At 64.7% G+C, this 22,056-nt stretch carries 28 protein-coding genes and 2 tRNA genes; 7 read left to right on the top strand and 23 right to left on the bottom strand.

The window, feature by feature from the left end; genetic code table 11:
- Positions 1-83: 83 nt before the first annotated feature.
- The 7 genes from AC6I6X_RS21810 to AC6I6X_RS21780 all read right to left on the bottom strand — a co-directional run bounded on the left by AC6I6X_RS21810 (position 84) and on the right by AC6I6X_RS21780 (position 4,358).
- Positions 84-311: an ArsR family transcriptional regulator gene (locus AC6I6X_RS21810; RefSeq protein WP_497932678.1), complete on the bottom strand. Its 228-nt coding sequence runs from the start codon at positions 309-311 to the stop codon at positions 84-86.
- On the bottom strand, positions 304-696 hold the full coding sequence (locus AC6I6X_RS21805; RefSeq protein ID WP_497932677.1) for a hypothetical protein: 393 nt from the start codon (positions 694-696) through the stop codon (positions 304-306). Before AC6I6X_RS21805 ends, AC6I6X_RS21810 begins: the two co-directional genes overlap by 8 nt.
- Complete coding sequence (locus tag AC6I6X_RS21800) at positions 693-923, bottom strand: hypothetical protein (protein ID WP_497932676.1); 231 nt, start codon at positions 921-923, stop codon at positions 693-695. Before AC6I6X_RS21800 ends, AC6I6X_RS21805 begins: the two co-directional genes overlap by 4 nt.
- A gap of 130 nt (positions 924-1,053) precedes the next feature.
- A complete protein-coding gene (locus AC6I6X_RS21795; protein WP_497932675.1) occupies positions 1,054-1,221 on the bottom strand; it encodes a hypothetical protein in 168 nt (55 codons plus the stop codon).
- Between the two features lie 2 nt (positions 1,222-1,223).
- The gene (locus AC6I6X_RS21790; protein WP_497932674.1) at positions 1,224-1,601 is read right to left on the bottom strand and encodes a hypothetical protein; all 378 of its coding nucleotides are present in this window, start codon (positions 1,599-1,601) and stop codon (positions 1,224-1,226) included.
- 2 nt (positions 1,602-1,603) lie between these two features.
- Complete coding sequence (locus AC6I6X_RS21785) at positions 1,604-3,694, bottom strand: minichromosome maintenance protein MCM (RefSeq protein ID WP_497932673.1); 2,091 nt, start codon at positions 3,692-3,694, stop codon at positions 1,604-1,606.
- A 187-nt stretch (positions 3,695-3,881) separates the two neighbouring features.
- Positions 3,882-4,358 (bottom strand): hypothetical protein, encoded by a 477-nt coding sequence (locus AC6I6X_RS21780; RefSeq protein WP_497932672.1) that lies wholly within the window; start codon positions 4,356-4,358, stop codon positions 3,882-3,884.
- On the opposite strand from AC6I6X_RS21780, the gene AC6I6X_RS21775 reads away from it, so the two are divergent.
- Positions 4,342-4,467, top strand: a complete 126-nt coding sequence (locus tag AC6I6X_RS21775) for a hypothetical protein (protein WP_497932671.1) — start codon at positions 4,342-4,344, stop codon at positions 4,465-4,467. The genes AC6I6X_RS21780 and AC6I6X_RS21775 overlap by 17 nt on opposite strands.
- A 37-nt stretch (positions 4,468-4,504) precedes the next feature.
- Here the strand turns inward: AC6I6X_RS21775 and AC6I6X_RS21770 are convergent, their stop codons facing one another.
- From AC6I6X_RS21770 to mct, 8 genes are all read right to left on the bottom strand, one after another.
- Complete coding sequence (locus AC6I6X_RS21770) at positions 4,505-4,657, bottom strand: hypothetical protein (protein WP_497932670.1); 153 nt, start codon at positions 4,655-4,657, stop codon at positions 4,505-4,507.
- A gap of 126 nt (positions 4,658-4,783) precedes the next feature.
- A tRNA-Thr gene (locus AC6I6X_RS21765) sits at positions 4,784-4,857 on the bottom strand.
- A gap of 12 nt (positions 4,858-4,869) precedes the next feature.
- Entirely contained in the window at positions 4,870-5,376 is a 507-nt protein-coding gene (locus AC6I6X_RS21760) for a GNAT family N-acetyltransferase (protein WP_497932669.1), read from the bottom strand.
- Positions 5,354-6,568, bottom strand: coding sequence for a phosphoglycerate kinase (locus AC6I6X_RS21755; protein ID WP_497932668.1), 1,215 nt, complete (start codon positions 6,566-6,568; stop codon positions 5,354-5,356). The genes AC6I6X_RS21760 and AC6I6X_RS21755 overlap by 23 nt, the downstream gene beginning before the upstream one ends.
- A gap of 100 nt (positions 6,569-6,668) precedes the next feature.
- Complete coding sequence (locus tag AC6I6X_RS21750; protein ID WP_497932667.1) at positions 6,669-7,274, bottom strand: CBS domain-containing protein; 606 nt, start codon at positions 7,272-7,274, stop codon at positions 6,669-6,671.
- A 90-nt stretch (positions 7,275-7,364) separates the two neighbouring features.
- Positions 7,365-8,126 (bottom strand): GTP cyclohydrolase III, encoded by a 762-nt coding sequence (locus tag AC6I6X_RS21745; protein WP_497932666.1) that lies wholly within the window; start codon positions 8,124-8,126, stop codon positions 7,365-7,367.
- 132 nt (positions 8,127-8,258) lie between these two features.
- Positions 8,259-8,585, bottom strand: coding sequence for a DUF5785 family protein (locus AC6I6X_RS21740; RefSeq protein WP_497932665.1), 327 nt, complete (start codon positions 8,583-8,585; stop codon positions 8,259-8,261).
- A 264-nt stretch (positions 8,586-8,849) separates the two neighbouring features.
- Positions 8,850-10,022: a succinyl-CoA:mesaconate CoA-transferase gene (gene mct, locus AC6I6X_RS21735; protein WP_497932664.1), complete on the bottom strand. Its 1,173-nt coding sequence runs from the start codon at positions 10,020-10,022 to the stop codon at positions 8,850-8,852.
- Between the two features lie 152 nt (positions 10,023-10,174).
- Here mct and glmS point away from each other — a divergent pair, with 152 nt between their 5' ends.
- The 5 genes from glmS to citE are packed head-to-tail and all read left to right on the top strand — an operon-like array spanning position 10,175 to position 15,584.
- A complete protein-coding gene (gene glmS, locus AC6I6X_RS21730) occupies positions 10,175-10,615 on the top strand; it encodes a methylaspartate mutase subunit S (protein WP_497932663.1) in 441 nt (146 codons plus the stop codon).
- Entirely contained in the window at positions 10,616-12,049 is a 1,434-nt protein-coding gene (locus tag AC6I6X_RS21725) for a methylaspartate mutase subunit E (RefSeq protein WP_497932662.1), read from the top strand.
- Positions 12,049-13,323: a methylaspartate ammonia-lyase gene (locus AC6I6X_RS21720; RefSeq protein ID WP_497932661.1), complete on the top strand. Its 1,275-nt coding sequence runs from the start codon at positions 12,049-12,051 to the stop codon at positions 13,321-13,323. Before AC6I6X_RS21725 ends, AC6I6X_RS21720 begins: the two co-directional genes overlap by 1 nt.
- Positions 13,316-14,485, top strand: a complete 1,170-nt coding sequence (gene mch, locus AC6I6X_RS21715) for a 2-methylfumaryl-CoA hydratase (protein WP_497932660.1) — start codon at positions 13,316-13,318, stop codon at positions 14,483-14,485. Before AC6I6X_RS21720 ends, mch begins: the two co-directional genes overlap by 8 nt.
- Before the next feature lie 55 nt (positions 14,486-14,540).
- Positions 14,541-15,584, top strand: coding sequence for an L-malyl-CoA/beta-methylmalyl-CoA lyase (citE, locus tag AC6I6X_RS21710; protein ID WP_497932659.1), 1,044 nt, complete (start codon positions 14,541-14,543; stop codon positions 15,582-15,584).
- A 43-nt stretch (positions 15,585-15,627) separates the two neighbouring features.
- Here the strand turns inward: citE and AC6I6X_RS21705 are convergent, their stop codons facing one another.
- The 3 genes from AC6I6X_RS21705 to AC6I6X_RS21695 form a co-directional block, all read right to left on the bottom strand.
- Positions 15,628-16,458 (bottom strand): hypothetical protein, encoded by an 831-nt coding sequence (locus AC6I6X_RS21705; protein WP_497932658.1) that lies wholly within the window; start codon positions 16,456-16,458, stop codon positions 15,628-15,630.
- Between the two features lie 383 nt (positions 16,459-16,841).
- A tRNA-Ser gene (locus tag AC6I6X_RS21700) sits at positions 16,842-16,925 on the bottom strand.
- Between the two features lie 41 nt (positions 16,926-16,966).
- The gene (locus AC6I6X_RS21695; RefSeq protein WP_497932657.1) at positions 16,967-17,707 is read right to left on the bottom strand and encodes a hypothetical protein; all 741 of its coding nucleotides are present in this window, start codon (positions 17,705-17,707) and stop codon (positions 16,967-16,969) included.
- A gap of 112 nt (positions 17,708-17,819) precedes the next feature.
- On the opposite strand from AC6I6X_RS21695, the gene AC6I6X_RS21690 reads away from it, so the two are divergent.
- Positions 17,820-18,038 (top strand): hypothetical protein, encoded by a 219-nt coding sequence (locus AC6I6X_RS21690; protein ID WP_497932656.1) that lies wholly within the window; start codon positions 17,820-17,822, stop codon positions 18,036-18,038.
- 45 nt (positions 18,039-18,083) lie between these two features.
- Here AC6I6X_RS21690 and AC6I6X_RS21685 read toward each other — a convergent pair whose 3' ends face one another.
- The 5 genes from AC6I6X_RS21685 to AC6I6X_RS21665 form a co-directional block, all read right to left on the bottom strand.
- Positions 18,084-18,743 carry a uracil-DNA glycosylase gene (locus AC6I6X_RS21685; RefSeq protein ID WP_497932655.1) on the bottom strand — a complete coding sequence of 220 codons (660 nt, stop codon included), beginning with the start codon at positions 18,741-18,743 and terminating at the stop codon, positions 18,084-18,086.
- Positions 18,744-18,858: 115 nt separating this feature from the next.
- Positions 18,859-19,794 (bottom strand): helix-hairpin-helix domain-containing protein, encoded by a 936-nt coding sequence (locus AC6I6X_RS21680; protein ID WP_497932654.1) that lies wholly within the window; start codon positions 19,792-19,794, stop codon positions 18,859-18,861.
- Positions 19,795-20,183: 389 nt separating this feature from the next.
- Positions 20,184-20,432: a DUF7976 family protein gene (locus tag AC6I6X_RS21675; RefSeq protein WP_497932653.1), complete on the bottom strand. Its 249-nt coding sequence runs from the start codon at positions 20,430-20,432 to the stop codon at positions 20,184-20,186.
- Positions 20,429-21,505, bottom strand: coding sequence for an Mrp/NBP35 family ATP-binding protein (locus AC6I6X_RS21670; protein ID WP_497932652.1), 1,077 nt, complete (start codon positions 21,503-21,505; stop codon positions 20,429-20,431). Before AC6I6X_RS21670 ends, AC6I6X_RS21675 begins: the two co-directional genes overlap by 4 nt.
- Before the next feature lie 51 nt (positions 21,506-21,556).
- Positions 21,557-21,880: a DUF7969 family protein gene (locus tag AC6I6X_RS21665; RefSeq protein WP_497932651.1), complete on the bottom strand. Its 324-nt coding sequence runs from the start codon at positions 21,878-21,880 to the stop codon at positions 21,557-21,559.
- Positions 21,881-22,056 lie beyond the last annotated feature (176 nt).

Genomic DNA, 22,056 nt, shown 5'->3' with positions numbered 1-22,056 from the left:
TCACCTGTTTCGGCGTGAAACAAACGATGCCGTCGTGCTGAACTCATCCTTTGCACTTAGCGATCATCCAGAAACGACGAGGATTACTTTAGGTAGTAAACGTCCTGACGAAGATCTGTCCGGAGGGGATGGCTGTCGATGACGTCAATCTTGTCGAGATCTTGGAGCGCATTGTAGACGGTCCGCTGAGTCAGCTGTGTCTCCTCGATGATCTCTTTCTGTGTGAGTGGTGCCTCGTATTCGAGGACTTTGTACACGAACTTCGCACTCGGTGGGAGGGTCTCTAGGTCCCGTCCTTGTTGTTTAGACATCGGTCTGGTCACCCCTGTTGAAATCGATCGCGACGACCCCGTCGGGATCCTGGACCGTAATGTCGAGTCGGACGGCGTCCGATCGCCAGACGAACGCGCTACGATCTGCGCCGTTGATGATCGAGATTATGTCGTCGAACGGCCGGAACTTCTCGTGGCCTGGCGGAACTGCTGGTCCCTCGATCTCGACCCAGCCCAGCGAGATCTCCCGAGCGATATCGATCGAGATGACGAGACAGCCGTCGCGGGGCTCGTTACCCAACTCCGCGAAGCGGTCGCGTGCCTCCAGGAGCGTTTCGAGCGAGGGCAGGCCCGTGATTGTCGCGACGTCATCGTGCTCAAGAGCGTTCTGCCAGAGTTCCAGGGTGTCTTCGAAGACAGTCATCCCTTGAGTTCACCTCGCGCTGCGTCACGGAGTTTTCGCGAGTCCGCCTTCGAACAGTCGAAGCAGAGCGTGTTGTGCGGATGGTCGTGGCCGCGATTGATCGCATACGGTTCGCGCTTGAGAGCCGTGGGATCGAACGTTTCACCGCAGTAGGTGACACCGATGAGGCTCTCGACGCAGTAGCCGTTATGGCCATTGTCGAGGTTGACCACGTTGCCGGTCGTCACGAGTTGTCACCCCCTTCGGTTCCAGTGGAGTTCTCAGAATTCGAAGACGAGTGATCAGTGTCCGTATTGACTGACCGTTTCACCCAATCTTTTAGATGGATATTGGTGTACCAGTTAGCAGATGTCGAACTCATCGGGTGGCCGCGCCTCCGGGGAAGAGGACGAAGAGGAGACCGGATGGTTCGATAAGTTGGTCGACATCGTGCTCGAACTTCTTGGCCTCTTTTAGTCTCCTGATTTCTCGCTGGTTGAGTCCCGTGACCGTGCTCAGTGACGCATCTGTAGTTGCTGCTGTCATTATCAGTCATCGTTCTCACCTCGAAGGTCGTCGACTCGATGATTCGCAACCCGAAGTCTGAGCGCCCCGCTACGGGTCGTCCGCTCGGTTCGGTCGTGGTACTCGCGAATCTTGCGCTCGAGTGTATCCGCGTCGTCGATCCCCAGATACGCCCGGTCACGCCCGTCCGAGTCGTCGACGTAGCGGAAGAGATCGCCCCGGGACGTCGCCACCGCGATCGCCGACCGGATCCGCGAAGGATGTTCGTCGGGATAGCTCCACGAGACACTCGAGACGACCGGCCCTTCGTGGATCAGCGGCGGTTGTTCTCCGCCCGTGTTGTGCTTGACGTAGCCGACCACGCTCTCGTAGATCTCTTTTGACGAGGCATCATCCGCCATGGTCACGCCCTCCCCAGATATCGGATGTGGTCGGTCTTCGGCTCGATCGCGATGCCATCCTCGAGCATACTGTCCATGTCCGAGTGAAGCCGATCGACGTTCCACCGATCGTCGTCCTCGGTCATGTACTCGATCACGCGATTTCGTGGAACGCCATCGGCGTACTCGTCCTCGAGTTCGTTGATAGCGCTCGCGAGGAGTTTCATCCGCTTCTTCTGGCTTTTCGACTGACCGACTTCGACGACGTCGGCGTCGTACTCGCCGTCTTCGTTCTTGCCGACGTCCTGCATCGACCGACCGGCCATCTCGGTCGCGATCCGTGCGTGGCGCTCGGTGATGACGTTCGAGAGTTCGAACTTCGCAGCGGCCTCGGCGATCCGGACCAGCGCCTCGAGGTCACGGAAGGTGACCGGGATCGGTGAGTTGTCGCTGACATCATAGAGCCGGCGAATCTCGAGGAAGCTATCCCGGAGCTGCTCTTTGACCGCCTGACTCTCGAACGGCGGAGCAGGCTGCTGTTTCGCGAGCGCGATCCACTTCCGGAAGAGTTCCGGTTCGACGATCGGCTCGACGCCGTCGTCTTCCTTGGCCTCGTTCTGATCATCGCGCTTTGCGGCATCGCGTACGTTCAGGACGTGATCAGCCAGCTCTCGATCGTCATCTTCGTCGGGTTCGTCCTGGACGGTGAAGATCAGGTCGAAGCGTGACAACAGGTCCGAACGGAAGTCGAACTGTTCAGGGATCGGCTCATATGGATCGAACCGGCCGTGCTTCGGGTTGCCCGCCGCGATCACCGCGGCTTCGGTTGCGAACGTGGCGCTCTCGCCGGCGAGTTCGACATTGATCTTCTGCTTCGACATCGGCTCGAGCATATGTGCACGGACCTCGCTGTCCATATCGTCGAGCTCATCGATGCACACCGCCCCGCCGTTGGCTTTGACGAACGCGCCGGCTTTGAGCGACCAGCCATCGTCGCCGAAGTCGTCCTGTTCAGCTGCAACCGTGAGGCCAGGCCCACTCGCACGGCGGCTCGTCACACCGACAGTCCGCCATCCAACATCTTCCGCCCGATCGATTAGCTTTGACTTGCCAGTTCCAGGATCGCCGATCAGGAAGACGTTCACCGTCGATCGGTCAGTGTCACCGTCGGCGTACTCGATCGATCCGCCGGAGACCAGCGCCAGGACGAGCGCTTTCTTTTCGAGGTCGTAGCCGAAGACCTTCGTCGAGAACGACTGCGCAGCCACCTCGAACGGATCGCCTTCGGCCCCGTCAGCGAGATCGTGGATCCGCTTTCGCTCCTTGCTCGAGATGTCGAGATCCTGCTGGTCCGTCTGCTCGATATCGATGTGGTAGCCTTCGAGGTACTCGTCGAACGTCGGCTCCTTTTTCGAGCCGCTGGTGTTCTGCTCGAACCGGATGATGCCCGAGACGCAGACCCGGTCGCCGACCGTTACCTTCCCGGCGATGTCGTCCTCGACGAAGGCGTCGATTTTCTGGCCGGCGCCGTCGGCGAGCTCCGGCGGCATCTTGATCCGGAGCTTCTGCGCGTCAACGAACTCTGACTGATCGAAGTTCACTCTGAACGGCCCCTGTCGCTCACAGCCCTGGCACTCGTGAGGCTCCTGGAAGCTCCCGTCTGACTGTGGGACACGGGTGACGGTTCCGCAGAGTTTGCACTCGAACGCCGCTTCCTCGATCTTCGGGTAGACGTCGGAGGTCTTCGTGATCTCGCCCCGGATCGACCGGTAGTCGCCGAGGTGCCCCGATGGAGAGAATTCGCCCGGATAGTAGGTATACTCCTCTGGAAGGTTCCCGACGCGTACATGCGCGTTCAACTCGATGTCGATCGAGAGGTCGAACATCCGGAGCGCCTCCACGAAGTACCGACGCATCTGCTCTGGTTGCGTGAGGTAGTCGTCCGCGATATCAGGGTCGTACTGGTGAATGTCGCGCCAGTCGATCTCGAGCGAGCGTTGTTCGTTCGGGTAGCGTTGTGCCAGCTGCCCGATCGCCTCCTTGTAGTAGCGACGGTAGAACTCCGTCGCGAGACGATCGGTGAGTGGTTCGTCCTGGGTTTGGGTTGTTGACATTGGATCGGTCGCGGTTTTCGTCTGCGAATAAAACCGAATCGAGCCTTCCAGACGTCGAACGACGGCGTCGGACGGCGTCGGATTCGGCGTACCCACAGCTAATCGACAGTTTGTACAAACCGCACTACAACGCAATTTTCACTCTATGAAACTGGTGGTGGAATACCTCGGCGGAAGAAACCCATCGTTAGATCTCCCCCTCCAGATCCGTTTTCTTCGCGGACGAAAACGAGGCGCCAGTTCTCGCCTCGTGGGCGTCGACGATCAGTTGCTTCCCCTTTCCAGAGGGGTTCTTGTACTCGAATCCCGGCGCCTTCGCGGCGAGACGCATCAGTTTATAGCAGTAGTCCGCGCTCGGCTCTCCGTCGAACACGCTCCACATGATGTCGTTGTAGTCAAGCGCGGCCTTCCCGTGGCTCTCGGTCGCCCGGCGAAAGGCGTGTTCGCGAACAGCTCCGACACGGCCATCTCGATCGAGATCGTCGTAGGAGCGGTTCTCCTCGATATCCTCGTAGCGCAACTCCAGTGCAGTGACTCGATCCTGGAGATCGAGGTTGTCTTCCCGAAGTTCGTCGACGATGTCTTCCAGTTCCGAGCAGCGAGCCATCGCCCGTTGGGCGACCTGGAGTGCGTCCTCCGGCCGGACGTTGCTGCCGTCACTCATCGAGATCACGCTCCAGGGCCCCGACTCGGCGATCAAGATCATCTATCTCCTCGCGGACTTCGGCGAGGTCGCGCTCGAGGTCGACGCATCGACCGAGCGCGCGTTGTGACATGACGAGTGCATCAGACGCTCTCGCGTCACCGGCCTCACTGCACATTCCAGATCACCTCGTAATCGCCGGCGCAGTCCTCGCAGACCGTCCGCTCGCCGTGCTCTGGATGTTGGATGACGACGTCGGCGTCGTCGGTACAGCCGAGTGCTCCGCAGAACGGGCCGATCCCGCCAGTCGCCGAGCTCAAGCGCTGACACCTCCATTCAGGTCAGTAGAAGAATGGGCTTTGAACCTCGGGTCCGAATTGCTGACTTCCTTTGGATGTCGGAAACAGCCGATACCTGAAGGTAGGGGCTTTGAACCTAAGGATTTAAGCCAGGGGTGGGATTTGAACCCACGAAGTCTCGATTACAAGTCGAGTGCATGAACCGCCCATGCTCCCCTGGCGCTGGCTGTGCGTTAGCCGTCCTCCTTTGAGTGTGTATCGTTTTCCGACCGATCGCCGATCGATCGCGACATGCCGATCCGGAACTCGTCGTACCCCTGTGCCCGGTAGAACTCCCGGGCATCCTCGTTGTCCGCCATGACCTCGAGGAGGAGGGTTTCGGTACCCTGGTCGGCGAGTTCCGCCTCGGCGGCGGTGAGCAGCGCCGTCCCGATTCCCTGCCCGCGATAGGCCGGTTCCACGTAGAGGTTCGAGAGCACGCCCCGCGTCGTCTCGAGAGCCAGCGAGCCGCGTTCGATCGAGAATGAGGCGAATCCGACGACGGCGTCCTCGACGCGCGCGACGAGGAGGCCGTCCGCGTGCAGGTGGGCTCCGAGGGTCTCCCGCATCGCCTCCCGGTTCTGGGCGGCGCGAACGGCCGATCCGTACTCGCGCTGGCCGCGGGCGAGGCGGACCCACAGCTCCGTGATCGTCTCGAGGTCGTTCCGGGTCGCCGGTTCAATCGCTGGCTCGGTCGTCATGCTCAAGCGCGGTCACGGCCGGGAGCGGTTCGGCAGTGAGCATCCGGAGGGCGGCACCGCCGCCGGTACTGACGTGGGAAAAGCCCTCGACCCCGAGCTGACGGAGTGCGGACGCGGTGTCGCCGCCGCCGACGATGCTCGTCGGTACCGCCGTCGCGGCGTCGTACAGTTCCCGCGTGCCGCGTTCGAAGGCCGCCTCCTCGAAGACGCCCGCGGGACCGTTGAGGATGACCGTCCCGGCGTCGTCGAGGATCCGCCGGTAGTACGCGAGCGTCGAACTCCCGACGTCCATCGCGGCCTCGCCCTCCGCGGGCGGGAGCGCGTTGACGCCGAGTTCGTGGCGATCGCCGTCGCGGGAGACCGCGACGTCTCGCGGGATCGCGATCCGCTCGCCGTACGCGTCCAGCAGGTCGCTCGCGCGATCGATCTCGTCCCAGTAGCCCTGGTCGTAGATGAAATCGGAACTGGCGTCGCCGAGGTCGACCCCGTCGGCGATGAGGAAGACGTTGCCGACCACGCCGGCGGTCAGGACGTGATCGGCCAGTCCCTTCTCCAGGACGCTCCAGGCGACGTCGATCGAGTCGGGCACTTTCGCACCGCCGAGGACGTAGACCCGGGGTTCCGGAGTCTCTTCGATCGACCCCAGTACGTCGAGTTCGGCCTCCATGACCCGGCCGGCGTAGCCGGGAAGCACCGTGGGAAAGCCGACCAGCGAGGGCTGGGAGCGGTGGGCGGCGGCGAAGGCGTCGTTGACGTAGGCGTCGAGCACCGGTTCGAGCCCCTCGACGAGGTGGGTCCGGGCGGCTCGTTCCGGTTCGAACTCCATGTACTCCTCGCTGTAGAAGCGGGTGTTCTCGAGCACGACGCAGTCGCCGTTCCCGAGGTCCGTGACGGCGTCACGAGCGGCGTCGCTGAACGTCGCGTCGACGTAGTCGACCGGTCGATCGAGCAGTTCGGAGAGGCGATCGGCGTGAGACGCGAGGGAAACGAAATCGTCGCTGCCGGGTCGGCCCTGGTGGGCCAGGACGGCGACCCGACCGCCACGATCGAGCAGTTCCGAGAGGGTATCGACGTGGGCACGCAGTCGGGCGTCGTCGGCGAGCCCACCGTCGTCGTCGATGGGACTGTTGACGTCGACGCGGACGCCGACCGTCGTCCCTTCGACGTCGAGGTCGTCGAGGGTCGCGATCATTACCGACCAGTCCATTGCGGCACCCGAAAGGTCTTACTATCGGCGTGATGCACGTCGGCGACCGGATCGAGAAGAGACGAGCGCGGTGTTCGGGCGGCGATCACATCGAACGGCAGTCCGAACAGACCAGCTGACCGTTCGCGTCCCAGAGCGAGTCTGCGAGCGAGCCACAGGCCTCACAGACGCCCTGCGTCGAGTACTCGTCGCCGCCGTTGGGGAGCAACTCCTCGTCGGTGCTCTCGACCGCGAGCGACGCGGCGTCGTCGATCGGGCGGTCCCGATCGAGCGTCGCCTCGGTCGATCGACCCGGTGCGACCGTGCCCTGGAACGACCCCGCGGCGGCGATGACGTCGCGCTGGGTGACCACGCCGAGGAGTTCGTCGTCCTCCTCGACGACGATGTTGCGCACGTCCTGCCGGCTCATCATCGTGGCCACGTCGGAGAGCGATCGATCGGGCGAGACGGTGATAACCGGCGTGGTCATGACCTCGCCGATGGTCGTGTCGCCTGGCTCGCGTTCCTCGGCGACGAGTCCGAGCACGTCCCACTCGGTCATGATCCCGACCGGGTCGGTACCGCGAACGACCAGCACGCAACTCGCCCGTTCCTCGCGCATGAGGCGGACGGCCCCGAGAACGCTATCGGACTCGCTAACGCCGACGTATTCGGTCGTCAGGACGTCCCTGACCGACAGTTCCGATTCCATGTGTGAACAATACCTACAGATGGGCTAAAAGCTACCCCCGGCACGCTTAAGCCGGTGCGTGGTGAAGTTTCGCGTCTCGGGAATCGGCCGCTACCAGTCGAGTTCGACCCTTGTTCCGTCGGCCCGACAGGTTTCGAGCGCGTGTTTTGCAGCGTACCCCGCGTCGTGAGCACTCGCGCCGCGACCGACGCCGACCTGCAGTTCGACGTCGACGGCCTCCTCGACGTGGTAGATCGCGTCCTCGTAGTCGGCTTCCTCGAGGGCTGGACAGACGACGATGACGTTGTCCCCGCCGACGAAGAACGAGAGGCTGTCGTGGGAGTAGCGCATGTGGCGCATCAGTTCCGCGTACCCCTGTTCGATCTCGATGAAGCTGTCGAAGGCGTTGAGTTCGTCCGTGTAGTTGCCGGTCGCGTCGATCACGTCGAAGTGCGCGATCTGGACGTCCTCGTCGGTCCGGTGAGCGTCTGCGATGACCCTCCCCTCGAGGATCTCGCGGCGGTGCTTATCCTGTGCGCTACCGGCCTCCTGGAGCCCCGCAGTGGCGTCGGAGAGGGCCTGCACGGGATTCGTCCCGGTCGCGACGCCCAGGCTGAGCGTCACCGGATACCGGTTCCCGATCGACTCCTGGAGGAGGGCGTGATCGGTCATCGAGAGCCCGTTCGTGACCGCGATCATGTTGTCGAAGCGGGTGAAGAAGACGTACCCGTCACGGGAACCGACGAACTGGGAGATGTCGGCGAAGAGCCGGGACTGCATCGTCTGGAGGTCCGCCTCGCGGCGCGGTTCCGGCGTCACCGTCCACGGCCCGTAGTTGTCGATCTGGACCAGCGTTACCTGCGTGTTAGTCACGGTAGGGGAAATTTTCGAACGCCCTCGTATAAGTGATACGTAATCCAGATTCGTGATGGGGCCGGCACGAACGAATCGCGGAACCGATCGAATTTCGCGGCCCGAAAAATCGATCGCAAGTCGTCCGCCGCGTTACGCGTGTTTCTTCTCGGGATCCTTGCCCTTCGGGTGGTACGTCCAGAAGTCGCCCGCGCGCATGGCGTCCCCGACGGCCTTGTGCATGTCGACCATCGTCTCGAACTCCTCGGGTTCGACGTAGTCGAAGATCTCGTGCATCGGAACGACGCGCTGGTAGTTGATCCGGATCGGGTAGTCGCCGTACTCGTCGACGAACTCGGCGACGTCCATCGGGAAGTCCTCCTCCTCGTCGACCTTGTCCGCGATGATCCGCATGTCGAACTTGCGCATCCCCTCGCTGCCTTCCTCGCCGTCGGGGTCGACTGGCCAATCGTTGCTCATACCGGGACGTGTGCAGGGATCCCGCAAAAGGGTTACTCTCCGCCGGCGAGTCACCGCCGATCAGCCGCGCGGGTCGCGGCACCGATCGATCTGTTGGACGGGTGTAGTGGTGGCCGGACGGGAGTGGCAGACCGGATACCGATCGCCTCGACACCGACGTCCTATCGAACGGCTGGTCCCGTCTCATCCGGATCGTTGTAACGTTTTACCGGTGATCGCCCGACCGGGGCGGCGATCACCGGTAACGAATCACAACGGACCGTCTCAGTCGTCGGCCGTCGTCTCCGCTTCCTCGCCCAGGATCTCTTCGCGGTGTTCGTCCAGCAACGGCGCGCGGCCGCGGGGCTGGGGCGTCGTCTCGCTCATCTTGATCGGGTTGCCCGCGATCTCGACCTCGGTGTCGGCCCCGGGCTGTTCGACCGGCACGAGCATGTCGCGCGCGTGGATGTGCTCGTCCGCGAAGATTTCCTCGGTGGTCTGGACGGGTGCCGCCGGGACCCGCCCCTCGAGACTGTCGACGAGGTCGTCGGTCATGATGTCGGCGGTCCAGTCGGCGATCTCCTCGCGGAGGCTGTCGCGGTTCTCGAGGCGTTCCGGCATCGTGGGAAACTCTTCGGCGAGGTCGTCGCGGCCCATCGCGTCGCAGAGGTCCGCCCAGTGTTTGTCGTTGAACGCCGCGATGACGGCGTAGCCGTCGGCGGTTTCGAACGCGTCGTAGGGAAAGAGCGTGGGGTGGGAGTTGCCCTGCCGGGACGGCGCTTCGCCGGTGTAGGACTGCTGGTAGATGGCGCGCTCGGTAAAACTGATCATCGAATCGTACATTCCGGTGTCGACGTACTGGCCCTCGCCGGTCTGTTCGCGGTGGTTGACCGCCGCGAGGATGCCGATGCAGTTCAGCGTCGCGGTAAAGAGGTCGCCGACGCCGGGTCCGGTCTTGGTCGGCGGCCCGTCCTCCTGTCCGGTGATCTCCATCACGCCGCCGAGCGCCTGCGCGATGAGGTCGAAGGATGGCTGGCCCTGCCGATCGGTTTCGCCCGTCCGCGGGTCGCCGAACCCCCGGATCGAGGAGTAGATCAGTTGCGGGTTGTACTCGGTGAGCGTCTCGTAGCCGAGGTCGTACTTCTCCATCGTGCCCGCGCGATAGTTCTCGACGACGACGTCGGCCTCCTCGACGAGCGAGAGGAAGTCCTCGCGATCGGACCCGTCGCCGAAGTCCAGTTCGATGCTTCGCTTGCCGCGGTTGACGCTCTGGAAGTAGCCGCCGTAGGCTTCCTCCTCGGGATCGTCGACGAACGGCGGGTTCGATCGGATCAGGTCGCCGCCCGGCCGTTCGATCTTCACGACGTCCGCGCCCATGTCCGCGAGTAACATCGTACAGTACGGCCCGGCCAGGACCTGGGTCAGGTCCAGCACGCGAAGGTTCGACAGTGCTCCCATGTACCACCCAGTTTTCGGACCGCTCCCTAAACCTTTACCATCGATAATGTACTTTGTGACTTCGTCCCATAGAGTGGGTGTTAGGATGTTTAAGGAGTATTATCATGGAAGATCATTAGGTTTATACGGTGGTTCCTCATGGTTCTCAATACATGTCCCGAACGGTCGTCCTCGGCGTGATCGGTTCCGACGCGCACGTCGTCGGCATCACGATCTTAGAGCAGGCCTTCAGCGCAGCTGGTTTCGACGTCGTCAACCTCGGCGTCCAGACCTCCCAGGAGGAGTTCGCCGAGGCGGCAGTAGCCCACGACGCCGAGGCCGTACTCGTCTCGTCGCTGTACGGCCACGCCGAGCAGGACTGTCAGGGATTCCACGACGTCCTCGACGAATACGGGGTCGACGCGGTCACGTTCATCGGCGGCAATCTCGCCGTCGGGCAGGACGAGTTCGAACAGACCCGTCGAACCTTCCGGGAACTCGGGTTCGATCGCGTCTTCGACTCCGAGACCGATCCCGAGGACGCGATCGCGGCACTCCGACAGGACCTCCAGATCAGTCCGACGGAGTCTGAACGTGCTACTATCAATTCCTAAATGATACGAGACGAACGGATTCCATCCGACGAGCTACGGCGTATCGACGAGGAGATTCGGTCGAACTGGTCCACTGGAGCGGACGTCGACTTCGAGGACGCGATCGAGTACCACGAATCGCTGCCCGACCGCAAGCGGTTCGCGGACGTCCTCGAGTCGGCCGACAAACCCCTCCTCCAGCCCCGGGCCGGGGTCCCCAGGCTCGACGACCAGATCGAACTCCTCGAGTACCTCCACCGGGAGGGGCAGGCGGATCTCCTGCCGACCACGATCGACTCCTACACGCGGGACAACGAGTACGGGAAGGCCCAGGAGGGCCTCGACAAGGCCCGCGAGACGGGCGAGGACACCCTGAACGGCTTTCCCGCGGTCAACCACGGCGTCGACGGCTGTCGCGAACTGATCGACGCGATCGACGCGCCGATCGAGGTGCGCCACGGGACGCCGGACGCCCGACTGCTCGCGGCGATCACGTTCGCCGGCGGCTTCCAGAGCTTCGAGGGGGGGCCGATCTCCTACAACATTCCCTACACGAAGCGCCACGGACTCGAGGAGACCATCGAGAAGTGGCAGTTCGTCGATCGTCTCGCGGGCGCGTACACCGAACGCGGCGTGCGGATCAACCGCGAACCGTTCGGTCCCCTCACGGGAACGCTCGTCCCGCCCTCGATCGCGATCGCGATCATGATCGTCGAGGGCCAGCTGGCGGCGACCCAGGGCGTGCGATCGATCACGCTCGGCTACGGGCAGGTCGGCAACGTCGTCCAGGACGTCGCCGCCCTGAACGCCCTCCAGAAGCTGGGTGACGAGTACCTCCCGGACGAGGTCGTCGTCACCACGGTCTTCCACGAGTGGATGGGCGGCTTCCCGCCGGACGAGGCCCGCGCCAACGGCGTCATCAGCCTCGGCGGCATGACCGCCGCGATCGCAAAACCCGACAAGGTCATCACCAAGTCCCCACAGGAGTTCCAGGGGGTCCCGACCAAGGAGGCGAACGCCTCCGGCCTGCGCACGACGCGACAGGTCATCGACATGGCGATCGAGCAGGAGATCGACATCGACGGCATCGCGGAGGAACAGGACCTCATCGAGCGCGAGACGCGGTGCCTGATGGACACCATCTTCGAACACGGCGACGGCGACGTCGTCCGGGGAACGATCGAGGCGTTCGATTCGGGCGCGCTCGACGTCCCCTTCGCCCCCAGCGACAGCGCGAAGGGGGCGATCCTGCCGGCCCGCGACGACGACGGTCGCGTCCGCATCTTCGAGTGGGCCGACCTCGCGATGGACGAGGACATCAAGGAGATCCACAAGGCGCGCCTCTCCCGGCGTGCGGACACGGAGGGACGCGAGCAGTCGTTCCGGATGGTTGCAGACGACGTCGACGCGATCAGCGACGGAAAACTCATCGGTCGACCACAGGGTGACGTTTGATGCAGATCGAGGCAATTCACGCAACGCCCGGCTACTCCGGGTTCTTCTTCGACGACCAGCGCGCGATCAAGCGCGGAGCCGAACAGGACGGGTTCACCTACGAGGGCGAGCCCGTCACAGACGGCTTCGACGAAATACGCCAGGCCGGCGAGACGCTCATCGTCGACATCGAACTCGCCGACGGCACCGTCGTGCGGGGCGACTGTGCCGCGGTCCAGTACTCCGGTGCCGGCGGGCGCGACCCGCTGTTCCAGGCCGCGGAGTACGAACCCGTCGTCGAGGGGCCGGTCGCCGAGGCGCTCGTCGGTCGCGACGCGACCGCGTTCCTCGACAACGCCGAAGCACTCGAGGAACTGCGGGTCCAGGGCGATCGGCTCCACACCGCGATCCGCTACGGCGTCTCGCAGGCCCTCCTCGCGGCGGCCGCGGACGCCCGGAACACTACGCGCACCGACGTGATGGCCGACGCGCTCGGCACCGACCCCGCGACGGAACCGGTGCCGGTCTTCGGCCAGTCCGGCGACGATCGGTACACCAACACCGAGAAGATGTTCGTCAAGGGCGTGCCGGTGCTTCCCCACGCGCTGATCAACAGCGTCGAGAAGATCGGCGAGAACGGCGAGACCCTGCTGGAGTACGTCGAGTGGCTCGTCGAACGCGCCCAGGAACTCGGCCCGGAGGGGTACGAGCCCCGGTTTCACATCGACGTCTACGGCATGATCGGCGAGATATTCGGCGCGCCGTACGATCGCGACGAGGTCGTCCACTACTTCGCCGCGCTCAAGGAGGCCGCCGCCCCGTACCCGATTCAGATCGAGGGGCCGATGGACGTCGGCGATCGCGCGGACCAGATCGACGCGATGGTCGAACTCCGCGAGGGACTCGCGGATGCGGGCGTCGGCGTCGACATCGTCGCCGACGAGTGGTGTAACACCTTCGAGGACGTGCAGGCGTTCGTCGACGCGGGCGCGGCCGACCTCGTGCAGGTCAAGACGCCAGACCTTGGCGGCATCCACCGCAGCGGACAGGCCGTCCGCTACTGCGAGGGGACCGACACCCGGGCCTACCTCGGCGGCACCTGCAACGAAACGGAAACCTCCGCACGCGCATGCGCCCACGTCGCGCTCGCGACGGACGCCGCGCAGGTGCTCGCAAAGCCCGGCATGGGCTTCGACGAGGGCTACATGATCGTCGAGAACGAGATGCGACGGACGATCGCTCGCCGCGAGCGGGAACAGACGACCGAGACCGACGAAATTACCGCAGATGACTAGGGAATCGCAACGGGATTCCGACAACGGGAGCGGAGAGCGGAGCGAACCGCGACCGGTTGACTGGACAGATCCCGACACGTTCGCACAGGCGCTCGAACAGGCCGAGACGAGGGAGAAGGGTAACTGTTTCGAGGACTTCGAGGAAGGCGACCTCATCGAGCACGACCCCGGCCTCACGCTCACCCGCTGGGGCAACGAGTCCTGGATGAGCCAGACCCTGAACCACGATCCGGCCTACTGGCGATCCGACGCCGCGGAAGACCGCGGCTTCGAGGAACCGCCGATCCACCCCGACTTCCTCACCGCCGCGACGCTGGGGATCACCGTCGAGGACCTGAGCGAGAAAGGCGGTTACTTCCTCGGCCGCACCGACGTCCGGTTCCCCGGGACGCCGGTCTACGCGGGTACCGAACTCCACGTCGAGAGCGAGGTCGTGAACACGGCCACCTCGAGTTCCCGGCCCGAGTACGGCATCGTCTCCTGGCGCACCCGCGGCAGGGACGCCGAGACCGGCGAGGTGCTCTGTTCCTACGAGCGGACGAACATGATCCCCCGTCGCGAACCGGTCGCGACGGACGGGGGCGGCGCTGCGGCCGCGGAAGAGGACGGCGACGGTCCCGACCTCCCCGCGGAGTTCGTCACCCCCGAAGGCGGCTACTTCGAGGACTTCGCGGCGGCGCTCGAAGCGGCCGAGGAGCGCGACGCCGTCGTCGCGTACCGCCACGAACGGGGACGCACGCAGGACGACGTGACCGTCGCCTCGCTCCCCCTCGCGACGCTCAACACGGCCAAACAGCACCACAACGTCGACGTCATGAGCGACTCGCCGTCGGGCGACATCGTCACCTACGGCGACGTCACGCGATCGACCGCGCTTGGCCACGCCCGATCGGACGAGCGGACGTGGCGCGAGGTCGGCTTCGACGACGAACAGTTCCACACGTTCGTCGCGGCCGGCGACACCGTCTACGCGTTCACCCGCGTGCTCGAGGCCGAGGACAGCGTCGAGGAGACCTCGACTGGCTCTCGGACGTCGTCCGAGAACGACGCCTCGAGCGACGAGGCGGGCACCGTCACCTTCGAACACATCGCGTTCAACCAGAACGACGAACCCGTCTATTCGGGGACACGAACCGCGGAGATTCGAAAGCGTTCTAACTAACACGATCGAACGTTATAATTGACTGCCGATAACTACAGATCCAGACAATCCAGACATGACCGAGGACATCCGACTCTGCCGAACCTTCCAGACCGCACCGGCCGCCGTTCCGAAAGACGACTCGGCGAAGTACCTCCGCTCCGGCCTCGAGGCCGAGGGCTTTCAGGCCCCCGACTGGCTGGTTCCCGACATCGAGGACGGCACCGCGCCGAACATGAAAGCCGAGGGGCTCGAGAACACGATCGAACTCGTCCCCGAGTACGACTTCCCCGGCGAGATCTGGCCCCGCGTCGAGTGGAGCTACGAGGACGAGTCGTTCCGGTCTCGCGGCCGCGAACAGATCGACCGACTCGTCGGCGAGATCGGCGACGAGATCAACGGCGTCGTCGTCCCCAAGGTCGGTCGTATCGAGGACGTGAAACGCGCCGCCGAAGCCGTGGCCGAGGCCGAGGCCGAATACGGGTACGCCGACGGCTCGATCAAGCTCTCGATCATCGTCGAGACCGGCCGTGCTCGCTCGGATCTCCACGAGATCTCCAAATTCGGCGAGGAGTCCCGGCTTACCGCGCTCGTCTTCGGGCCGGTCGACTACGCGGCCGAACTCGGTGCGCGCGACCTCGGCGACGGTCGCCCGCGCTGGGACGCGCTCCTCGAGGAACTCTCGAACGAGGCCAGCGCGGGCGACCTGCTCGCGATCGGCGGTCCGTTCGACGACCTGTTCAAGGAGCGCGCGGGCCTGACCTACTACAACGCCGACGCCTACGCGGACCAGGTCGAATACGAGGCCCACCTCGGACTCGACGGCTCGTGGTCGCTGTACCCCAAGCAGACGATCCAGGCGAACACGATCCACATGCCGACCCAGGAGGAACTCGAACGCGACGTGAGCAAGATCGAACGCTTCAACGAGGCCAAGGCCGAGGGCACCGGCGCGGTCACGCTGGACGGCCAGATGGTCGACGAGGCCACGTTCAAGGTCTTCCGCAACACGGTCCAGCAGGTCCGGGCGATCGACGACACCCGGCCGGAACAGACCGAAGAGTACTACGACGCGGACCTGCTCGAGCGCGCTCGCGAACTCGAACTGTCTTACGAGTAGCGACCGTCGGGCCGCGTGCGCGGTCGCCTTTCTCCGACGGGTGCTAGACGGTGAGCAACAGGAGCGAGTACCCCCCTGCGCCGGCGACGAACGCCCAGAAACGGCTCTGCCGTTCGGAGGGGAGTTCCTCCTTGATCACGTTGAGCACGACACCCCCTGCGAGGAACGCAAACAGGAGCGCGAGGGTGAACTCGCTGACGGGGGTCGCGTATCCGACGGCAACCCCGACGAAGACGGCGACGGCGAGAACCCATCGGCCGTACCCGCGGTACGTTCGTCCGTGGTGCTCGTACAGACCGACGTCGTTGACGAGAAAGTGCAACGCCATCGCGACGAAGAAGAACGTCAGACTCACCGCCCCCGGCTCCTCCGGATGAACGAGGAGGTAGCCGACGAGGGCGTTGTACGCCGCGAACGATCCGACGTGAATCCAGAAGACGCCGGTCGACGCCGCTCGGGCGGTCGGGCGTCGGGACTCGTCGACAGCGCGGCCCACGATCGATCCCGTGCGGGCGAACGTCGAGCCGAACCCGACCGTTGCGAACCGTTCGAGGCCGTAGAAGACGACGAACCCGACGAGCGTGACGAAGTAGACGTGGTAGTCGAGGGCCGCGAGGATCGTCCCGTTCTCGTCGATCGTCTCCGCTGCGGCCCCGACTCGAGGGAGCACGTGAACGAAGACGTACGCGACCGAGATGCCCCCCGCGATCGACAGCCATCGGCTGCGCGGGATCGCATCGAGAACCTGGAGTCGACCGGCGACGACGTGAACGAGCGCGAGTCCGAGCGCGAACGTCGGGACCAACACGTCGCCGAGTGCTGAGATGGCGATCGCGTGTATCGGCGGCCCACCCGCGACGGCCGGTGGCCACATGGGTAGCGATTTGCGCTCCGGCATCTTGAGAGCGTGCCCGCGAATCAGTCGCTGACGCCGATTCCCGGTTGGATTGTCGGCTCCCCCGGCTTCCATCTGCAATTGGAACCCGATCGACCTCGCTGTCGCTCACGAGTTCGTTTGCGGGAAACCGGTGGGGATGGGATTTGAACCACGCCCAGACGTGCTCGCTCCGCTGCGCGCGACTGGTCTCGTTTAAATCCCATCGCCCTCGCTGTCGCTCACGAGTTTGTTCGCGAAAGCAACGGTGGGGATGGGATTTGAACCACGCCCGAGAACCTGCTCGCATTGCTCGCAGAACCCCGGTCTGATTCAAATCTAATTGTCCACGCTTCGCTCCCCACGTCCGTTCGTCGCAGAAGCGGTGGGGATGGGATTTGAACCCATGAGGCTTGACAGCCACCTGCTCTCAAGGCAGGCGCGTTAGGCCGCTCTGCCACCCCACCGCAAGTTCCCCTTCTGCTCGCGGTCCAAAATGGTTATCGGTCTACCGCCGATCGATCGCCCCGTCACTCCCGACGACGACTCCCAGGTCCGCGAGAACTGCGGCCGTGGCCGCGCCGCCCGGTCGGTCGGCCTGGGCCCGCGCGTCGAGCATCGCCTTCGTCGCGGCCAGCCCCGATTCGGTCGTGATCGTCGGCAGCATCGGTGCGAACCCGAGATTGAATCCCGCGTCGGCGGTCCGATCGGCCAGCGTCGACAGCGCGGGGGGGTCGTAGGCGTCGGTGAAGTCGATCGGGTCGGCGAAGCCGGCGAAGTAGGTCCGCCCGCCGGTGGACGGCCCGAGGACGACGTCGTGGCGACGGAGCGACATCGCCGCTCCGTCGAGTTCCGTGCGAGCGACGAGCGGGACGGTCGGTTCCAGAACGCCGACGTGCTGGACCCCCTCGCGGTCGAGCAGGTGCGTGACCGTGTTACCGATTCTGGCGGCGCGCGTCGAACCGACCTGGCGCTCGAACCGGACCTCGTCGGCGTCCTCGAGCGCCGACGCTACCAGCGCCCTGCTCTCGGCCTCGGGATCGCCGTCGGCGTACTCGTCCGGGAGCGTCTCGGCGTCGCGGTAGTTGACCAGCAGTTCGCCGCCGCTCGCGGCCGCGGCGCGGAGCACGTCGATCGCCGCCGCTTCGTAGAGGGCGGCCGCCTCCGACGCCGACAGCGGCGTCCGATCGACGAGCGCGGACAGGACGAGTCCCTCCCGGGGCGGATCGACCGGGACGACGATGAGCATACCTCACTCTCGGTCGGCGCAGCCCTTGAACGCGGCGCTTCCGGACGGCACGGCCGATTCGATTCTCGCCGAAAGCGCACGAATTATGATGATGGGGTGCTCACTGCTGGCCATGGGCCGCCGAACCGGTTCCGGACTGCTCGCGACGCTCACGATCGTCTGTCTCGCGATCGTCGGCGTCTATGGATTCGTCAGTAGCTACCTGCTCGGTACGCCCGGCGAGTGGCTCGTGCCGACGGTCGCGACGCTCGCCGTTACTGTCGTCTTCGTCGGCGCGCTGGCCGCCACCGGCGCCCGATCGAAGCGGTGGCGCGAGAATCCGTACTGGTGAGCGGTCGGTCCGCCGGCACAGTTTCTCCGATCGTCCGCCAACGCGCTATCGCTCCCGTCGCCCCTTCGTCTGGCGGTAGTCCGAGGCCATCAGGTCGACGAAGTGTTCGAGCCACGCCTGGGTCTGTGCGTCGGTCTGGTCCCGGGGTTCGACCATCGGAACGAGTTCGAACCCGCGACCGCGGATCGTCGTCGCGTGGACGTCCGGTAACGAGAGGTCGTCGGCCGGCGTCGTCGTGTACTCGGTCCCGATCTCTTCGAGGGCGCGCTCGCCGACCGGGACGAGGATCTCCGGGTTGATCATGCGGATCTCCGCGTTGAGGTACGGCTCGCAGTTCGCGATCTCCTCGTCGGTCGGATGTCGATCGGGATCGCGACAGCGGGTGCAGTTCGTCAGGTAGACGTTCTCGACGGCGGGCCGATCGGCGGGCGAGGTGGCGTCGCACAGTCCGAGGCGTTCGAGCATCCGTCGGAGCGTGGTCCCCTCCGGATCGGATCCGTCGTCGGCATCGTCCCCGTCCCGGAGGAACGGGACGCCGACCGCGTCCGCCCGGGCCGTGGGGCGCTCGCCGACGAACAGGAAGTCCGCGCCGACGTCGCCGTAGCCGTGGACCACCTGCGTGCGCGTCTCACAGAGCGCCGGACAGTTTCGGCACTCCTCGTCCATCCCGTACGGGTTCGCCGGAGTCTGCTGGTTCGCGTCCACGGTCGATTCTCGAGGTAGAGACCCAAAAACGACGCGCCTGACCGGCGATTCTCACACGATTCACGAACGATAGCGCCGTCGACCCGGGTTCGAGAATCCCAGCGGCGTACTGCGATTACTCCTGGGACTGAGCCGCGTCGATCCACTGGGTGGCGTTCGCTTCCGAAATTTCCGCAGCCTCGGCGACGATGCTCGCCTGCGCGTCGGCGAGGTCGCCGATCGTCTCGATGCCCGCCCCGGCGAGGCGATCCGCGTAGACCTGTCCGACGCCCGCGATCGACTGCAGGTTCTGTTCGACGGCTTCGGTTCCGCCTTCGGCTGCGGTTTCGATCGCGTCAGTGGTCTCGGTTGTGACGTCTTCGGTCGCCTCGGCCGCTTCGCCGACGAGGTCATGGGCGCTTTCCTGTGTCGTTTCAGTGACCGACTCGGCTCCCTGTTGGGTCGTCTGGACCATCTCTTCGGTTTGCTGTTGGACGGATTCCGCGGCCTCCTCTGCCTGCCGGACGCCGTCGACGGTCTGCTGTTCGGTCTCCTGTTGGGCCTCGAGGAGCGACTCGGTGGACTCCGCGAGCAGTGCTTTCTGTTGCTCGGTGAGGTCGTCGACCGCTTCATGGATCCCGGTCTCGAACTCGTCCCAGGTCTCTTCGTGAGCCTGTTCGAACTCGTCGAACTGCCGGTCGACGGCCGATCGGACGTCGAATCCGTCCCCGTCGAGCGCAGACTCGAGGGCGTCGAACTGCGCGTGCAGCAGGTGCTGGAACAGTTCGGCGGACTGCTCGAATCCCTCGTTCATCAACTGCTGAGTTTGCTTCGTCCCGTCCTCGAACTGTTTGTCGACGGTCGATCGGACGTCGTGGGCATCTTCGTCGAGGGCAGACTCGACCGCCTCGAGATGTGCGTCGAAGACCTTTCGGGCGAGTTCGGTCCCCTGGCGCTGTGCGCTTCGCTGGGCCGCGAACCCGTTCTGGAGGAACGTTTCGGCGATGTTCTCCTGGAACTGAAGGCCCTGCTCGAAGAGTTGCTGGCTCTGTTTGATAGACTGTCGCTGCATTTCGAACGTCGTTTCGATCGGTGTCGTTGTGTTGGTCATGGATATCGTTGGAGACAGTGCGAGGCGAGTACCTCGCTACGTTCCTGTCCGAATAGAGCGGGCACGAAGGGATAAGCGACACCCTTGCAAGGTACCAAAAGTAGTTAGATACCATCAAATGTCTTCTCGAGGTGCGCGATCCTCGCCCAGATTCGATTCGCCACGCAGGTTCGCGAACGGTCGCCGCGATAGCCGTACGATCGGCGAAAACGCGGTGGGGTCCACGCCGTCGGACGGTCGTGCCGCAGTCACCCCTCGAGTCGCGCTCTCCGTTCGACCGAACTGGAGGCGACGCTCCCGATGCTTCGAGTAGCGTCGCGGTTCGTCGAAAAACGAGTCAGTACGAGCGCTCAGCGCTCGAGGCCGCCGCGTTCCTTGACCTCGAGGATGAGTTTGACGTTGCGGACGATCTCCTCCGGCGTGGTCTCCTCGTCCGCGTCGTAGAGGTCGCTCGTCCGGTAAAGAATGTTCGCGAGCTGTTTGCTCTCGCTGGACTCGTCGCGGATCTCGTCCGCGATCTCGCGGAGGCAGTCGACGCGCTCCGGGTCCGGGTCGAACTCGCCGGCGGGTTCGCGATCGGATTCGTCCGCGGCGGTCATCGATCGGGCGAGGCGGCTTCGCTGCGTCTGGTCTGGGAGACGCTTCGCCGGTGGACGATCCCGGTGTTGTTAGCGACGTTCTCGGTGATCGTCCGGAAGGCGTCGCCGGTGGCCGTCTCGTCCTCGAGCACCGTCGGCTTTCCGCCGTCGCCACCCTCGCGGACGGCCGGGTCGAGCGGGATCGAGCCGAGGAACGGCATCTCGTGTTCGTCCGCGAACGCTCGGCCGCCGCCGGAGCCGAAGATGTCGTGTTCGCTGCCGCAGTCGGGGCAGGCGAACGTCGACATGTTTTCGGCGATGCCGAGCACGACGGTGTCGTGCTTGGCGAACATCTCCAGGCCCTTCCGGGCGTCGTCGAGCGCGACGTCCTGGGGCGTCGTGACGATCACCGCGCCGGTGACGGGCATCGTCTGGAGCATCGTCAGCTGGGTGTCGCCGGTTCCCGGCGGGAGGTCGACCACGAGGTAGTCGAGGTGGCCCCACTCGACGTCCTCGGTCAACTGGGTGATGACCTTGTGGACCATCGGACCGCGCCAGATCACCGGGTCGTCCTCGCCGGTGAGGAACGCCATGCTCATCAGCTTCACGCCGTACTTCTCGGGCGGGACGAGGGTCTCGTCCTCGGTGGCCATCGGCGGTTCGTCGGCGTCGACCATCCGCGGGACGTTCGGCCCGTAGACGTCGGCGTCGAAGAGGCCGACGCGCGCGCCCAGTTTCGAGAGCCCCGCCGCGAGGTTCACCGAGACGGTCGACTTGCCGACGCCGCCTTTCCCGGAGGCGACGGCGATCACGTTCTTGACGTTCGGCAGAACCTGTTCTTCGCTCGCGAGGTCGTCCCGGTCGGGGATGCTCGCGGAGAGATCGACCTCGAGGCCCTCGTCCGCGAGCACCTCGCGAACCTCGCCGGCGAGGTTCGTTTCGGTCGGGGAGTAGGGGGCCCCGAGCGCGAGATTCACGTCGACCCGATCGCCGTCGACGGTGACGTCGTTGAGCAACCCGAGCGACACGATGTCGTCGCCGAGTTCCGGATCCTCGACCGTCCGGAGGCGGTCGCGTACGGCGGCTTCGTCCATACCGATAGCAACGCCCGCCCGTCGAAAAGGGTTGTGTTCGTTCCCGGTCCGCTACACGTCGAAGTCGAAGCGCGGCCCGCCGTAGGTCGGCGGATCCGGGTCGAGTTCGACCCCCTGTTCGTAGCGGACGAAGTTCAGGTAGAACGGCCGTCCGCAGCCCTCGATCGGCTCTCCCTCGAGATCGGTGATCGGGCCGTCCTCGCCGCAGAGAAACTCGATCCCGTCCGCCGACTCGAGGTCGTCGTCGTCCGGTCTGGCGTACTCCCAGCCAGGCTGTGGGACCGTGGTGACCGATCGGTCCGCGAGGTCGGGCGCGCGCTCGACGCTGACGACGGCCCCACAGTATGGACAGGTGTATCGGACGGTGACGGTCATCGACGGCCCTAGGTGCGTGACGACCGTAAGCCTGCGGGCTCCGGCGACGGGCGCTGTTCAGATTAGAGTTTGAAGAAGCGAGGCGGTGGAATTCGCGGTATCCATGCCCGAATTCAACCGCCTCACGCTACCTAGCACCGACATTCAGTTAGAATTTGTGGAGCGCGAGCAGACAC

Source organism: Halosolutus sp. YCN4, from assembly GCF_059736495.1.
Note: the sequence above shows the minus strand (reverse complement) of the source record. Positions and strands in the feature narration are given on the sequence as shown.

Coding starts and splice junctions, on each gene's coding strand:
- AC6I6X_RS21810 (WP_497932678.1), bottom strand. CDS start 311: ATGTCTAAACAACAAGGACGGGACCTAGAGACCCTCCCACCGAGTGCG.
- AC6I6X_RS21805 (WP_497932677.1), bottom strand. CDS start 696: ATGACTGTCTTCGAAGACACCCTGGAACTCTGGCAGAACGCTCTTGAG.
- AC6I6X_RS21795 (WP_497932675.1), bottom strand. CDS start 1,221: ATGACAGCAGCAACTACAGATGCGTCACTGAGCACGGTCACGGGACTC.
- AC6I6X_RS21790 (WP_497932674.1), bottom strand. CDS start 1,601: ATGGCGGATGATGCCTCGTCAAAAGAGATCTACGAGAGCGTGGTCGGC.
- AC6I6X_RS21785 (WP_497932673.1), bottom strand. CDS start 3,694: ATGTCAACAACCCAAACCCAGGACGAACCACTCACCGATCGTCTCGCG.
- AC6I6X_RS21780 (WP_497932672.1), bottom strand. CDS start 4,358: ATGAGTGACGGCAGCAACGTCCGGCCGGAGGACGCACTCCAGGTCGCC.
- AC6I6X_RS21760 (WP_497932669.1), bottom strand. CDS start 5,376: ATGACGACCGAGCCAGCGATTGAACCGGCGACCCGGAACGACCTCGAG.
- AC6I6X_RS21755 (WP_497932668.1), bottom strand. CDS start 6,568: ATGATCGCGACCCTCGACGACCTCGACGTCGAAGGGACGACGGTCGGC.
- AC6I6X_RS21750 (WP_497932667.1), bottom strand. CDS start 7,274: ATGGAATCGGAACTGTCGGTCAGGGACGTCCTGACGACCGAATACGTC.
- AC6I6X_RS21740 (WP_497932665.1), bottom strand. CDS start 8,585: ATGAGCAACGATTGGCCAGTCGACCCCGACGGCGAGGAAGGCAGCGAG.
- mct (WP_497932664.1), bottom strand. CDS start 10,022: ATGGGAGCACTGTCGAACCTTCGCGTGCTGGACCTGACCCAGGTCCTG.
- glmS (WP_497932663.1), top strand. CDS start 10,175: ATGTCCCGAACGGTCGTCCTCGGCGTGATCGGTTCCGACGCGCACGTC.
- AC6I6X_RS21725 (WP_497932662.1), top strand. CDS start 10,616: ATGATACGAGACGAACGGATTCCATCCGACGAGCTACGGCGTATCGAC.
- AC6I6X_RS21720 (WP_497932661.1), top strand. CDS start 12,049: ATGCAGATCGAGGCAATTCACGCAACGCCCGGCTACTCCGGGTTCTTC.
- mch (WP_497932660.1), top strand. CDS start 13,316: ATGACTAGGGAATCGCAACGGGATTCCGACAACGGGAGCGGAGAGCGG.
- citE (WP_497932659.1), top strand. CDS start 14,541: ATGACCGAGGACATCCGACTCTGCCGAACCTTCCAGACCGCACCGGCC.
- AC6I6X_RS21705 (WP_497932658.1), bottom strand. CDS start 16,458: ATGTGGCCACCGGCCGTCGCGGGTGGGCCGCCGATACACGCGATCGCC.
- AC6I6X_RS21695 (WP_497932657.1), bottom strand. CDS start 17,707: ATGCTCATCGTCGTCCCGGTCGATCCGCCCCGGGAGGGACTCGTCCTG.
- AC6I6X_RS21690 (WP_497932656.1), top strand. CDS start 17,820: ATGGGCCGCCGAACCGGTTCCGGACTGCTCGCGACGCTCACGATCGTC.
- AC6I6X_RS21680 (WP_497932654.1), bottom strand. CDS start 19,794: ATGCAGCGACAGTCTATCAAACAGAGCCAGCAACTCTTCGAGCAGGGC.
- AC6I6X_RS21675 (WP_497932653.1), bottom strand. CDS start 20,432: ATGACCGCCGCGGACGAATCCGATCGCGAACCCGCCGGCGAGTTCGAC.
- AC6I6X_RS21670 (WP_497932652.1), bottom strand. CDS start 21,505: ATGGACGAAGCCGCCGTACGCGACCGCCTCCGGACGGTCGAGGATCCG.
- AC6I6X_RS21665 (WP_497932651.1), bottom strand. CDS start 21,880: ATGACCGTCACCGTCCGATACACCTGTCCATACTGTGGGGCCGTCGTC.